The sequence below is a fragment of the Balneola vulgaris DSM 17893 genome (assembly GCF_000375465.1).
Taxonomy (GTDB): domain Bacteria; phylum Bacteroidota; class Rhodothermia; order Balneolales; family Balneolaceae; genus Balneola; species Balneola vulgaris.
Map to the genome: position 1 here is coordinate 1,133,360 of NZ_AQXH01000001.1, position 14,378 is coordinate 1,147,737.

A 14,378-nucleotide genomic window follows, 5' to 3' on the forward strand; every position below is an offset into this window, starting at 1 on the left:
TAAACTTCTTTTCCTGTAAATTTTAGTTTCCGAGTCGATCTATGAGTAGAATCACGGTAAGAGTACTGGTCAAAATAGCCGTTGTTTCCTGAAGAAATTCTCGAGGTGTCATTTTCTCTTTTTGAGTTTCTACTGGTTTACGTTGCACAATAATCTGAGCGCCGTCGTACACTTCTGGGTTTTTCCTAAACCACCCTTTTCTTTTCACAGAATAAGTAGTTCCATCTGGCTGAGTTAATAGTACGCGTTTTTCACTTTCTTTTTGCATCCCGCCAACCCGTTCTAAGTAGTAGGACACTTTTTTACCGGGTACAAATTTCACTAAACCTTGTACTCCAACATTTCCTGAAACCGCTACGGTATTCGGTACTCTTGGAACTACAATTTCATCTCCTGGGAGTAACTCCATATCACTCATGGAACGCCCAATTAGTGCTTCACTAATATCAATAATTACTTGACGGTCATTTCTGTAGAGTTTGGCACCTTTGGCATAACCTTCAACCGTAAGGCCCCCTGCTCTTCTAAACACATCGGTCAATTTTTCGTTTTCGCTTAACAAGGTGTATGTACCTGGAAATACCACTTCTCCACGGATCGTAATGGTGGCTTGTTGTTCAAAACGAGGATTATTTCTTACATAAATTTTATCTCGATGCATTAGACCAAAAGTCTTTGCTTCGTCCATCAACCCATCCATTAAGGTAGGATGGTAAAATGCATCTTTGTTCGCATCGTCAGTAATGAGTTCTTTAAAAAGCTGAATGGATTTGCTATTTCTGTCTTCGGGTTTTTCTAATCGTGACACTTCCACTTCCCCTAAATACGCTCCTTCGGTAAAGCCACCTGCGTTCAATATCACATCGCTCAAGTTCATTCCATCGCTGAACTCATAGGTACCGGGCTTCTGCACCGCACCAAATATTTGCACAAATTTATTGGTTATACGTTCTACAGAATTAGAATAAACCTGAATTCGATCTAATCTTTGTAGCTTCATATTTACCGTAGCATTCTCATTCATTACTGCTTCAAAGTTGAGCGAGAAAAAATCTTTAGTAAGATCTTCATTGGTTCTAACTAATTCTAGACGTTTAGTAAAAGCATCTCCTCTTATACCATCAGCGGCAGCAATAAGATCTTTGACGGTTTGAATATCGCCATTGATTTCATAAGAACCTGGTTGGTACACCGCTCCTTGGATGTACACGATGTTTTCAAGGCGATCTGAAATATTCAATATCTGAACACGATCACCATTTTCTGGTACATAGCTCACTTCACCCGCTAATACTTTTTCAAGATTATAATCAAGTACAGTTCGAGCTACACTTGGGTCTTGACGTTCGTTAAGAGGGATTATCCTGTTTACATGAAATCGTTTTCCATAAGCTTGAGGCTTAAGATTACCTGCAAAAGTTAACAGATCGTTTAAACTTTCTCCTTCTTTAAGTTCATAGATAGCAGGTCGACCTATAGGACCGGTAATGGTTACTTCATTCTTACGGCGTGGTATAAAAATTCTATCGTTGTTTTGTAGCCTTATAGAACCCGTATCTAAGCCTTTTAGTAGGAAATCGTACAAATCAAAAGACGTGATTACTTCCCCATCACGAATCAATTGAATATCACGCAAGGAACCGTTTACGGTTGGTCCACCTACTCCATAAAGCACATTAAACAAGGTTGAGTAACTGCTGAAAGTATACCCCCCAGGGTTGTTTAACTCACCAATTACGAATACGCGAATAGGGCGTAAGCGAGTAAGAGTCACATCTAAAAAGATAGTTGGAGGATCTTTTACTAGCCCTGAGTAGCTTTGCGATAATCGTGTTTTTAAATAACTACGAAGTTCTTTGAGCGTTTGTCCTGCTACGGTAATTTGGCCAATGCTTGGAATAAAAATTCGACCTTCGGCATCTACGGCTAATTCGTATTGAAATTCTGTGGCTCCCCAAAGTGCTAAACGCATTTCATCTTCAGGACCAATAATATACCCCTCATCTACCGGCCCAACATTACTAGGTTTGAAGGCGTCGGGTACATTGCTAAAAATACTATACCCGAAATAGGGTAGTCCATCTCTTGTAGGAGTTGTTATTCTTGGAGCTTGATTTAAGGCGCCTGTCGGTTCAACTTCGTTGATATCTTCCACACCTACACCTGTATCTCTAAGATCTTGCACCATCCCACTAGAAGCACCTACGCTTGATGTAGACATACCCATTTCTTGTAACCAAGCGTCTATTTGTGCTTGCGGAACACCATTGGCTTTTGCAAAACGTGATAACTCAGCGGGGTTATCAGGATTGATACCTGCTTGGCGTGCCATAGCACGTGCCTGTGATAAGGTTAAATTTCTTTTGGATAGTTCTTCTTGCACAGAAGACTGTGCCACCACTTTCGAGGTAGGTGCCTGATAAGCTAAAACAGACAGTAAAATCCCCAGAAATGCACCTAAGCTAAATCTTCGAACCATTCTCTTCTTCTATTATATAATGTTACTCCGTAGAATCCCTTTTTTTGGGAAGCTAAAAAGATAGCATTTTATTTCTCAATTAGAAGTTAAATTAATGTTTTATTCAAAATTTCAAGCGCATTTGCGCTCCAATATCACTTCTTGTATCTCCAATTATTTGGTTTAAGCCAGTACTTATGACTTGCTTATTCTGAAATTGGGTAATACTGTATTTCAACCAGAACTCTACATTTTCACTCCACTCGTAATTCACAACGGCATACATGCGCTTTCCTGTATCACTGAGTGCTTTGTTGCTTAGCACGTATAACAAATCATTTTCAAATTGATAGACTCTCGCATCAAATGAGTCGGTATCAAATAAAGTCACTCTCACATCGATTTTTAATTTCGTATTGGGCTGAATGCGAAGATCTTGATAAAGTAATACTCCGCGCTGCTGTTCTTCCCCTCCCGCTGCTGGAACCCAGACCTGTTCAAATCGAGTGCGCCATCTCAAACTTCTTGTTTGTTGATATGCCAATTGAATGCGAGCACTTATCCGTTTGGAATTATACACTCTCGACTCATCCCTCCCCTCATTATTGGTAAATATCTCTTCTTTATCCTTCGTCTCCATCCGAAACAAGACGAGGGTATTCATACTTTGAGTAGGGTTCCATTCTATATCGGCTAATATATCGAATCCTTGTGAGGGTTGATCTATGCCCGATATTGGAGCTTCAAACTGATATTGATCGGCATATAGCCCAATGACTGTTTTTCTATTCAATACATGTCTTAACCCGATATAAAACCCTTCTTCATTCTGAGGCGCGGAAGACTGCTCCCCAAATCCGGCCCCGTAAATAGATTGGAAGTCTTTGGCATAATCTCTGTAGAGTAAACTTAAATCTGTGGCACTACCTAAGCTCGTTTCGAGCCCACTCACCCATCCAATTCCTCCATTTTCAGAACGGGCTACTTCCCCAAAGAATAGTACTTGCCCAAATATGCCTTTATAATCTAGACCTGCAACGGAATGGTTTTTACCTTCAAAATAGTATCTAGCCGAAAGCGCGCTTCCTTTTACGATATAATCATCAAAACGGGTGCCGTAGTAAGTTGCTCCAAAAATTCCATATGGATGAACTGCACGCACCCGCCCTCCCCACAGCGTGTGGCCCGTATTGTATCTTCTATCACGTTCACTTTGTGTTCGATGAAATCCAGCTGAAGATGGAAACCTTGTAGAATCTTCCCCAACAATTGAGGCCGTGAAATTACGTCGAGAATAAAACCCCGTCAGTTCTACATCGCCGCCATAGGTAAAGGCGACACCTCGAAAGGCACCACTTTCTTGAGCAGAGCTATAGCCTCGAACCCCACGTTCATTTTTACCTACCGTTCCCACTACTTCTCTGCCTTTTCCAAAAGCGCCGCCATTCCACATTACCAAACCTTGGCCCATATTCAGGGCAAAATCCCCTATCACAAAATCTTTGAGCCAGCCATTGTCTTTTAGAGCCAAATGTGCTGAAGTGTAATCGAAACCGAGTCCTCCACCCCATGGCTCACCGGCATCTTTTTCTTGGGTCATATTAAACTGAAGATGTTTCCCTGCCACTCGTATACGTTGATATACTTTAGCAGCACTCCCAATATATCCTCCTTCACTTTCTCTTCTTTTATACCCCTCCTGCTCTTCCAACACCTGTTGATAGCGTATCAAGTATTCAGGCTTTAAGTTTTGTGTCCAATAATCTGGATTTAAATAAAGCGCCCGAAATCGCTCAGTTGAACCACCAATGGTTACAAAAGCACTCATGCGTTCGAAGGTTACTCTTCCTATTCCCGGCACCTTCATAAGGTCTGTAATCTGTTCTAATGGCTGAGCCGATCGATACCGAATGAGTGCCTGTGCAAGCTTTAGATTGAAGCCGGGTACCTGTAATAGTCTATCGATAGAAGCTGAATTTACATTCACAGGATTTGCCGCTAGTTCTTCCAGAAATAGTAATAACTGTTCCCCGTTGTCATCTTCACCTAACTCAACTTCATTAAAAGAGCGCTCAATTTGACTTCTGATTTTAGTGCGTGTTGAATCCTGCTGTTGAGCTATTAAATGAACAGGGGTCATGAAGCCGACGACTATCACACTACACGCTATTAGGGTACTATTACGCTTCATTATTTCAGATATATTTTCATATCTAAACCGGGGCTTGTCCCCAATATCTGATGATGTTGAACTACGAAGTTAAAAGAATATCGCTGAGCCTGATATCCTAGCCCCCCTGAATAGGTATTAGGCTCTGTAGACACCCCCACTCTCCCAACAAAGTTTGAAACAATATCCATTTCTACCCCAGCCCTGATGGCTAATGGAAATTGCACGTCTTTTACTACATCAAACAGAAATAAGGCTCGCTCTTCAAGTGAATACTGAATACCCACGGATATTGCACTAGAGAGTTCTTCATCCGATTCTTCAAAGTGATAGGCACCATTAAATAGGTTCGTTGCTGTAGCGGCAAGAACCCATTTATCTTGAATTGGGATGCTCCCTCCAACATCGAGTGTGAATGCAGAACCTGAGCCATAATCTCCCCCAAACCCGAGTACATGTAAACCCGTTGACACTCCCCACTGCACTTGTTGCCACTCAAACGCGTAACCAAGTTTTATGTTTGTTTCGTGGTATAAATCATCCCCATAGCGGTGTATGCCTGCGCTTAACGTTCCATCTTTTATAGCATAACTGCCAGAAAAGGCAATGTCAGTAAGTTCGGATATTCCGTAATTCCGTAAGCTGTAAAAAGCCACCCCGTCAGGGTTTGAATATAGAGAGGAAGGATTCCCAAATAATGCCCACTCGTTATTAGCCAGTGCGGTTTGGGCGCCGCCTACTGCCATCGATCGAGCACCAATAATTGTTTGTGCTTTAAGGTTCGGCACTAGGATCAAGCCCAAAACAGCTAGTAGGTATAATTTTGAATACCATCGCACTTTCATAATACTCTCTTTTCAACGCTAAAGAATGCAAGATCAAACCTTTACATTCTAGCATTATTTATGAATAGTGCAAACTTTTACCAAAAAGGAATGGAAGTAATCTTTGGCTTTAGTTTCTAACGGCCAAAATCATCTCGGCAAATTCCCGCACACAACCTTCCCCACCTTTCTTGTTGCAAACCACCATTGCGGCTTCTTTGATTACATCAACGGCATCGGCTGGACAAGCTGAAAGCCCAGCAGCTTTTATGAGTTCTAGACAATTGATGTCATCCCCTATATAAGCCACTTCTTGTAAAGTAATTCCAAGCTTCTCGCACATTTGTTGAGCTACCTCAAGTTTCCCATGATCACGTTTGCCTTGATGCAGAAAATCGATTTTCAACTTTTTGGCTCGTTGCTTTACAATATTGGTGATTTCGCTAGTAACTAAGCCTGTTTTTATGCCTTGTTCTCTAATCAATTGGAAACCCATTCCATCTCGAGTGTTGAATTTCTTCAACTCATCCCCAAATTCTGTGTAATACATGCCTGCATCGGTCAACACACCATCCACATCACTTAAAAATAGTTTTATGGATGCAGCCACTTCGGTGAAAGGGGTATTTTTACTTTGATCTTTTTTCAGAAGTGCTTCGGCAATTTGCCAATCGGAAGGCTCGTCGATTTCGAAATAACTTTCAGGGGGCATTTTATACACACCCATGGTGCCCGAAATACGACATTTGGTTGCGAGTAATGATTCCTTTGAAGTGATATACATAGCGCCGTTTTCAACCAGTAAACCCTCAAAATCTTGTCGACGTGGGCGATTCAATGGGTCATAGTTAATGGGCTTTGCTCTACCATCTGTTCCTTCTTCCCAAATAAACCGTTCTTGCACACATACAGTGAGAAGGCTATCTACATTCGTGTGCTTCTTTTGCTCAAAAGCTTCTCGGATATGCTCACTCTTTAATAGTGGTGAAGTAGCTTGTATCAACGCTATTTCATCGAAGTCAAACTGCTCAGCGAATTCTAACATTGCAGATTCTGTACTTGCCTTATCTGTTGCTGTTTCCGCACTTCGCTTTATCAGCGTAAACGCCAAAGCTTGCTGATGCTTCACTACTACTTCTTCAATTTCTGGGGAATCCGTGGAGATATAGATGTGGTCAAACACTCCGCTATGCAAAGCCGCCTCCATCGTCCAATAGATTAGTGGCTTCCCCGCTAAAGGCCTTATATTCTTTAAGGGGATACTTTTGCTACCCCCTCTTACAGGTATGAATGCAACTCGCACGGTTTAAATCCCCCACTTAAGTTTATCCCTTTGTGGCTTTTCTATCTCTAGGATTTCACTTTCTTTATAATTAAGTGCTTTTGATACATTTCTCAAATCACGCACTAACTTACGCATTCCTTCGGGTTCTAATGATGCAGCGTGATCGGTGCCTTTCCATGTTCGATCTAAGGTGAAATGGCGCTCAACCCATTCAGCCCCCAAAGTCATAGCTGCAATATCAGCGGCAATGCCCAAATGGTGCCCTGAAAAGCCTATTTGCTTTACCTCTTCGCCATAGTTTTCAATAAGTCGGGTGATTTCATAGAGTCCAATATCTTCAAAAGGAACGGGGTATCCAGATGTGCAACTGTATAGCACCAAACTTTTATTTCGTCCACGTTCTTTAAAGAAATCGATGAGCTTACGTTCTTCTTCATGAGTAGTCATCCCAACCGACACATGGATATCACCTGCAAATTGTTCGCAAAGATAGTTCAGTACTTCATAGTGCTGATTTGTGCCCGATGGTATTTTGATGAAGTCAGGATTCAGCGATGTAATCTCTTCGGCCGAGGTTAAATCCCACACTGATGTAGAGTAACCTATTCCTTGTTCTTCACACCATGCTTTAAGCTGTTTATGCTGATCTAAATCAAATTCTAAAAACTCGCGATGCTCTCCATAGGTTGTACCATATGAGTTGGCCTCAACGGGGTGGGGCATATTGTATTGCTCGGGGGTAAGAACTTCCTTAGGGTTTCTCTTTTGAAACTTAGCATAATCGGCCTTACAGAATTTAGCGATCATCATGATCATTTCTTCGGCGATCTCCATCTGACCTTTATGATTACAACCGATTTCAGCAATTACCTTTGGAGCTTTCATGTTAAAAAATTTGATTTATTATTTTGATCACACTAGATGTACATCACCCATGCATCTCTGCCTAAGGTATAAAGTGAGTATATAAGATGCCTATTAAGAATTCTTAGTAGAACTTAAGAGCGCATAGAATTTTCTGCTTCTGTTTTCGTATTCTTCAATGAAGTATGCATGATTTCAATTAATAGATTAAATCGCTTCTACATTGCATAGAATCAACTTTACACTTTTTATTCTACTCCTTTTTTTCTTTAGCGAAGCACAAGCTCAAGAATTGAATTGCACCGTTACTGTAAACGATGCCCAATTAGAAGGAAATTCATACACCTATATATCTGAGCTTAAACCTCGTGTTGAAGAATACATAAACGACCACCGTTGGACTGAAGTTGAATTTGAGGAAGAGGAACGCATTGAATGCCAAATTCAAATCATTTTGGAGTCCGCCAATTCAAATTACGACTTTGGTTCTCGTATTATTATGAGTGCTCGCCGACCTATCTATGGCACTACCACACTTACTACATCCATTATTTTAAGTGATGACAATTGGCAGTTTAATTACCCACAAGGGCGAACCTTGATTCATGATGAACTACAGTTTGACAACTTAACGGGAACACTCGACTTTTATATGAATGTGTTATTAGGCTACGACTTTGATAGTTTTAGCGAGTTGGGTGGCGAGGCTTATTTTCAGAAAGCACAACAGATTGTTGATTTGGCACAAACGACCTCAGCTATTGGTTGGACGAGGGCTGCGAACAATCGTCGAAATAAATTCAATTTGATTGCTGATCTGCTCAATCCAAGTTACCGCCCTTTGCGCGTGGCTTATTACCAATATCACCGATTAGGATTAGATGCCTTTACAGCCGATGCCATAGCTGCCCGAACCGTGGTTCTTCAAGCGCTCACCGATATTCGAGACTCTAAGCGGCGAGCAACCAGCAACTATTTATATGATTTATTCTTCGATACGAAATCGAGAGAAATTTCTGGTATTTTCAATGAGGCAACGCCTCAAATAAGGCGACAGGCTTACAACCTCTTGGTGGAGACGGATCCTGGACATTTATCAGACTATAACAATCTGCAGAATTAAAACATTTTAGTTTTGGTTTTGTATATTGGCGACCCTAAAAAAGCGGTTCCACAAAAAATCACTTAAAGCAACAGAAGCGAATGAAATTCTATATATGTATTAAAATGGTGCCTGATGTATATGCACCACTTCAGATCAAAGAAGGCGAGCTAATTATGGATGCCGATCGTATGGTATTAAATGCCTACGATGCTTCGGCAGTTGAAGAAGCTTTAGTCTTAAAAGAAAAACATGGTGGCGAAGTTGAAGTTGTGTGCATTGGCCCAGCAAAAGCCTCTGAAACCATTCGTAAAGCTTTAGCTATGGGTGCCGATCGCGCTACTCATATTCTTGCTTCTGGTGATGAAGAGTATGACTCGGCTAGTTACGCAAAAATTTTAGGTGCGTTCTTCAAAGACAAAGAATACGACATTCTTGCTCTTGGTAAGCAATCGCAGGATACAGATTCAGGCTTAACCGGTAGTATGGTTGCTGAAATCTTAGACCTACCATACACTACAAATGCTGTAGGACTTGAGGTTGAAGGCGATCAGCTCGTGGTTAAACGCCAAGGTGATACTGGGCAGGAAATGATTGCACTGCCAACACCATGTGCTGTTACCTGCTCTAATGATATGAACGACCCTCGTATTCCAAACTTAAAAGGAATTATGGCTTCAAAGCGTAAGCCTATCGATCAAGTTGAGATTTCAGCATTGGGCGTAGACGAAGCTTCACTTACAGCAAGTACAAAAGTAACTTCTTATGAAGAGAAACCTGCACGACAGGCTGGTAAGAAATACGAAGGCGAAGCAGAAGAAGTAGCTCGCCAGGTTGCACAACTGTTGGACACAGAAGCCAACGTTCTTTAACATTTCAAATTTTTTGAATGCTCTACATTGATGAGCATCTAATTATTAAACCATTTTCTCAATGAGTACGATTTTAACCTACATTGCTATTGCCGACGGCAAAATCAAACGTTCGTCACTAGAAGTATTATCCCATTGTAAAAGCCTTGCTGATGCAGCAGGTCATTCTGTTGAAGCTGTTGTTATTGATGCGAACGCTTCAAATTATGTAGACGGTATCAAGCAGTACGGACCCTCTAAAATTCATGTAATCGAAGATCCAATCTTCAAAAATCACATGAATGCTCCATTACTAAAAGCATTGGCTAATGTAATGAGCCAAGTGAACCCAGCTGTATTTGCTTTTGCTTCAACGGAAGGCACTAAAGATGTGCTTGGAGCTCTTGCGGCAAACCAAGATGCTGCTGTAATTGCCGATGTTTCTTCATTCAGCCTAACCAACGATGGTGTGGAAGCTAAGCGCCCAGTTATGGCTGCAAAAATTATGGCTAACACTTCCGCTACAGCTGATAAAGTTATTGTTTCTGTTCGCTCTGGTTCATACGACCTGAACGAATCACCAGCTGATTCAGAAGTAGTTAATGTTGACTTCAGTTTCGATGAGTCGACTATGAAAGCGACTCTTAAAGAAATTATCTCGGCTACCGGCGATACTGTTGACTTAAACGAAGCCGAAGCTATTGTTGCAGCGGGTCGTGGAATAAAGGATGAAGATGGTAAAGCTTTAATAGCTGAGCTCGCAAGCATCCTTAATGCAGGTATCGGAGCATCTCGTGCTTTAACTGAATCTGGTGTATACGATCCAAGTTTACAAATTGGACAAACAGGTAAAGTGGTATCTCCTCAATTATACATTGCCGTAGGTATTTCTGGAGCTATACAGCACGTTGCTGGTATGGCAAACAGTAAAGTAATTGTGGCTATCAACAAAGACCCTGATGCTCCAATCTTTGAAGTAGCAGATTATGGAATCGTTGGAGACTTATACAAAGTACTTCCTCCGTTCATTGAAGAGATCAAAAAAATTAAAAACTAATTAAATGCATGCGCGAAGGTTCAGTTTTAAACTGGGCCTTTTGCAATCTTCTGAAGATTGCTTCGCTATGTAACCTAAGCTTATGGAAGATAAATTTGACTGTATCGTAATTGGTGGTGGTGTTGCTGGCTTAGCAGCAGCAATGACGCTTGCCAAAAACAACATGAAATTCCTGCTCATTGAACGCGGTGAATTTGCGGGTTCAAAGAACGTATCAGGTGGAGTGCTATGGGGTTCAGATCTTCATAAACTCGTGCCTAATTATTGGGAAGATGAAAACGGAGGCTGGGAGCGTTTCATTAACCACCGCCGTCTTACTTTCATGGACGAGCAGTCAACCTTTTCATTAGACTTTAAATCATCTCATTTCGAAGAAAAGCCATACACTGGTGTAGTAGTACTTCGTTCGAAATTTGATAACTGGTTGTCTTCAAAAGTACAAGAAGCTATTGATGCGAGTGATTATGCGATGGATTCATTCATTGCCACCGACATCAAAGTGGATGAAGTAATCATGGAAAATGATAAAGCCGTAGGTATTAGAACAGGCGAAGATGAATTCCATGCTGACTCTGTAATTATCGCTGAAGGCGTTAACAATCTACTTACCCGCCAAGTGGGTCTTCAGGATAAATATGTTCCTGCCGATCATATGCTTACAGGAGTAAAAGAGATTATTCGTTTCGACCAAAAAGTTTTAGAAGACCGCTTTCAGCTGGATGGCCTCAGCGGTATGAGTAACGAATTTGTAGGTTGGGCTACGAATGGTATCGAAGGTGGTGGGTTTTTATATACCAACCGTGATACCATTAGCTTAGGATTGGTTCTTGGACTAAAAGATCTTCGTGAAAAGAAGCAAAAGCCTTATGATGTACTCAACCACTTCAAAAAACACCCTACCATTGCCAATGCTATCAAAGGCGGGGAAGTTGTAGAGTATTCAGCACATGTTGTGTCATCGGGCGATTCGCGTGTGATGCCAAAAGAGCTATATAAAGATGGCATCTTACTTGTAGGTGAAGCGGCAAACTTATTGATGAACGCTGGTAAGGCTATTCAAGGAATGGATTATGCTATGCGTTCAGGTATTCTTGCTGCTGAAACTATTGTGAAAGCTAAAGAAAAAGGCGATTACAGCTCAGCCACTTTAAAAGAATATAGACGAGTGATGGACGAGAGTTACATCATGAAGGATATCAAAGGATTCCAAGATGCGGTTCACTTATTGCATACCGACACTATGCAAAATAAGGTACCAAATTTAGTATGCGATTTCGGTCGTCAGTTCTTTACGATTAAAAATGAACCGACTCCAAAATCAGAAAAAATGTTACTGGGAGCTATCAAGAGACATTCCTCTCTATGGGAGCTTGCTAAATTAGGTTTTAAAGCACGGAAGTCTTTATAAACTTAATGAATGAGCAATGGGAAATGTGAAACAGAAAAAGTGTGATAAAGCTTAACCATAAATCACTTACTGAATAGAATATTATGAAATTATTGAGTTTACCAGAACGATTAGGATTAGTGAGTTACAGAAATCAGGCGAAGTCTGAAATCAAGCCCCATATCATTGTTGATACAGACATATGTAATTCAGGCTGTCCGCATAAATGTACTACATGGGTGTGCCCAGCTAATTGCTATACCATGGATGATGAAGGCCTAGTTCACTTTCAGGTTGAAGATTGTATTGAATGTGGTACTTGTATGTATGCATGTGATCAAGGAGCGGTAGACTGGAATTATCCCGATCCTGAGATTGGTCGCGGCGTTACTTGGAATTTTGGGTAATTCTTTGTTCAAAAAAAAAGCCCAGGTTTAACACTGGGCTTTTGGAGATCTATAATTTTTATAATTAAGAATCTTCAGGTTCTAACTTAATAGTTTTGCTTACTTTGGGTGATTGAGCATCTATCTCAATATCACTTTCATATTTCTTATACCCATCATGTTCTACGATGATTGTATAAGTTTCGCCAGCAACTAAGTTTTTAACGCTGTACTCACCTTCCTTGTTGGTTTCAACAGAAACATTGAGCTCACTCACTTTTATAGTTACCTCAGCTAAAGCTTCTTCGGTTTCAGAGTCCACTACCTCGCCAGTTAACAATACATTTTGTTGTTGAAGGATGTAGGCAGTAGGATTGATTGGGTGATTATTTTCTTTATTTACCGCTGCTATACTTACTAAGCCGAATAGCATAACAGTTAAAATGGTTGGCATTTTTTTATTCTTAAACATGACTAAACCTCTCTTGGTTTAATTTTTATTTTAATAGATAAATGAATACTGAATTGCTTCAGTTGCCCGTTTCAACACCCTATAAGATTAAGGGTTCTTTTTTCTAATCCTTTTGCCGCAACTACTTGGCCAATTAACGAGAGCTACTTATCTATTTATAAGTACTTAAAATGAATCTTTTACAAACGATGGCTTACATTTTTGGGTTAAAATAGTATCTTATGGAAGCGTTTCCACGAAAATGAAATTTAGACTTATTTACACCTATTCATATGGACACTACAATTGAAAATGCTCTGTCGTTTGAACTGACAGAAGATCAAAAAATGATACGAAACAGTATCAAAGATTTTGTTGAGAGAACTGTTGCACCAACAGTGATGGAGAGAGATAACAGCAAAGAATTTCCGCACGATATTGTAAAGCAGCTCGGAGAATTAGGAATGTTAGGCATCTACCACGAAGAACAATATGGCGGTGGTGGCTTCGATGTAGTGAGTTTTTGTTTAGTACTTGAAGAAATTGCTCGTTGGGATGCCTCTCTTGCTTTAACGGTAGCTTCTCATACTTCTCTCGGTACTGGCCATATTGCTATTGCTGGCTCGCATGAGCAAAAGATGAAGTACATGCCTACACTTACTTCAGGCGAAAAACTTGCTGCTTGGTGTTTAACAGAGCCGGGTTCTGGATCGGATGCATCTGGAATGAAAACAACCGCTATTAAAGACGGTGATGAATATGTAATTAACGGCTCTAAGATTTTCATTACTCAAGGGTCGGTTGGTGATGTGTATGTTGTACTTGCAAAAACAGATCCAACCAAAGGAACCAAAGGCATTTCTGCATTCATCGTGGAACGTGAAATGGATGGTGTACAGCCAGGACCAGGAATGCACAAATTAGGTATGAACTCATCTGATACTACCGAAGTTGTTTTTGAAAACGTACGTGTTCCTGCTGAAAACTTATTAGGCGAAGAAGGCCGTGGTTTTATTGATACCATGAAAGTATTAGATGGTGGCCGCGTTGGTATCGCTTCACTTTCTGTTGGTATTGCTCGTGGTGCTTACGAAGAATCATTACGTTACGCTATGGAACGTAAGCAGTTCGGTACAGCTATCGGCAACTTCCAGTATATGGAAGGCAAAATTGTAGATATGGCTACTGAAATCGATGCGGCTCGTTTACTCGTTCAAAGAGCGGCTTGGTTAAAAGACAATGGCAAACCTTATACGGTTGAAGCTTCAATGGCGAAACTATTCGCTTCTGAACTTTCAGTAAAAGCTTCACTTGAAGCTGTTCAAATTCATGGTGGATATGGATACACCAAAGAGTACCACGTGGAAAGATTTTTACGTGACTCAAAGCTAATGACCATCGGTGAAGGTACTTCTGAAGTACAACGATTGGTGATTGCACGCGAACTTAAGAAGACGCTAGCTTGATAAAATTCAAGCAACTTGAGAGCCCGTAGCTAATCAGTTACGGGCTTTTTTTATGCCTACCAATTATGCCTCCTACC

General features: G+C 40.8%; 12 protein-coding genes. 6 read left to right on the plus strand and 6 right to left on the minus strand.

The genetic code is table 11. The annotated features are described in order from the left end of the window. Nucleotides 1-22: 22 nt before the first annotated feature. From B155_RS0104890 to B155_RS0104910, 5 genes are all read right to left on the minus strand, one after another. A complete protein-coding gene (locus tag B155_RS0104890) occupies nt 23-2,479 on the minus strand; it encodes an SLBB domain-containing protein (RefSeq protein WP_018127127.1) in 2,457 nt (818 codons plus the stop codon). A 103-nt stretch (nt 2,480-2,582) separates the two neighbouring features. Beyond that, nucleotides 2,583-4,598, minus strand: a complete 2,016-nt coding sequence (locus B155_RS0104895; protein WP_018127128.1) for a ComEA family DNA-binding protein — start codon at nt 4,596-4,598, stop codon at nt 2,583-2,585. Nucleotides 4,599-4,648: 50 nt separating this feature from the next. Then, nucleotides 4,649-5,473 carry a PorV/PorQ family protein gene (locus B155_RS0104900; protein WP_018127129.1) on the minus strand — a complete coding sequence of 275 codons (825 nt, stop codon included), beginning with the start codon at nt 5,471-5,473 and terminating at the stop codon, nt 4,649-4,651. Nucleotides 5,474-5,582: 109 nt separating this feature from the next. Further along, entirely contained in the window at nt 5,583-6,755 is a 1,173-nt protein-coding gene (locus B155_RS0104905; RefSeq protein ID WP_026167204.1) for an N-acylneuraminate cytidylyltransferase, read from the minus strand. A 3-nt stretch (nt 6,756-6,758) separates the two neighbouring features. After that, nucleotides 6,759-7,622 carry an N-acetylneuraminate synthase family protein gene (locus B155_RS0104910; RefSeq protein WP_018127131.1) on the minus strand — a complete coding sequence of 288 codons (864 nt, stop codon included), beginning with the start codon at nt 7,620-7,622 and terminating at the stop codon, nt 6,759-6,761. Nucleotides 7,623-7,824: 202 nt separating this feature from the next. Here B155_RS0104910 and porD point away from each other — a divergent pair, with 202 nt between their 5' ends. The 5 genes from porD to B155_RS0104935 all read left to right on the plus strand — a co-directional run bounded on the left by porD (nt 7,825) and on the right by B155_RS0104935 (nt 12,405). Next, entirely contained in the window at nt 7,825-8,724 is a 900-nt protein-coding gene (gene porD, locus B155_RS0104915) for a type IX secretion system protein PorD (RefSeq protein ID WP_018127132.1), read from the plus strand. Nucleotides 8,725-8,804: 80 nt separating this feature from the next. Continuing rightward, on the plus strand, nt 8,805-9,575 hold the full coding sequence (locus B155_RS0104920) for an electron transfer flavoprotein subunit beta/FixA family protein (protein WP_040368051.1): 771 nt from the start codon (nt 8,805-8,807) through the stop codon (nt 9,573-9,575). Nucleotides 9,576-9,636: 61 nt separating this feature from the next. Next, on the plus strand, nt 9,637-10,611 hold the full coding sequence (locus B155_RS0104925; RefSeq protein WP_018127134.1) for an electron transfer flavoprotein subunit alpha/FixB family protein: 975 nt from the start codon (nt 9,637-9,639) through the stop codon (nt 10,609-10,611). Between the two features lie 82 nt (nt 10,612-10,693). Then, complete coding sequence (locus B155_RS0104930; RefSeq protein WP_018127135.1) at nt 10,694-12,019, plus strand: FAD-dependent oxidoreductase; 1,326 nt, start codon at nt 10,694-10,696, stop codon at nt 12,017-12,019. Between the two features lie 83 nt (nt 12,020-12,102). After that, nucleotides 12,103-12,405, plus strand: coding sequence for a ferredoxin family protein (locus B155_RS0104935; RefSeq protein WP_018127136.1), 303 nt, complete (start codon nt 12,103-12,105; stop codon nt 12,403-12,405). Nucleotides 12,406-12,469: 64 nt separating this feature from the next. Here the strand turns inward: B155_RS0104935 and B155_RS0104940 are convergent, their stop codons facing one another. Next, nucleotides 12,470-12,856 carry a carboxypeptidase-like regulatory domain-containing protein gene (locus B155_RS0104940; RefSeq protein WP_018127137.1) on the minus strand — a complete coding sequence of 129 codons (387 nt, stop codon included), beginning with the start codon at nt 12,854-12,856 and terminating at the stop codon, nt 12,470-12,472. A gap of 272 nt (nt 12,857-13,128) precedes the next feature. On the opposite strand from B155_RS0104940, the gene B155_RS0104945 reads away from it, so the two are divergent. After that, nucleotides 13,129-14,301 carry an acyl-CoA dehydrogenase family protein gene (locus B155_RS0104945; RefSeq protein WP_018127138.1) on the plus strand — a complete coding sequence of 391 codons (1,173 nt, stop codon included), beginning with the start codon at nt 13,129-13,131 and terminating at the stop codon, nt 14,299-14,301. Nucleotides 14,302-14,378: the final 77 nt, after the last annotated feature.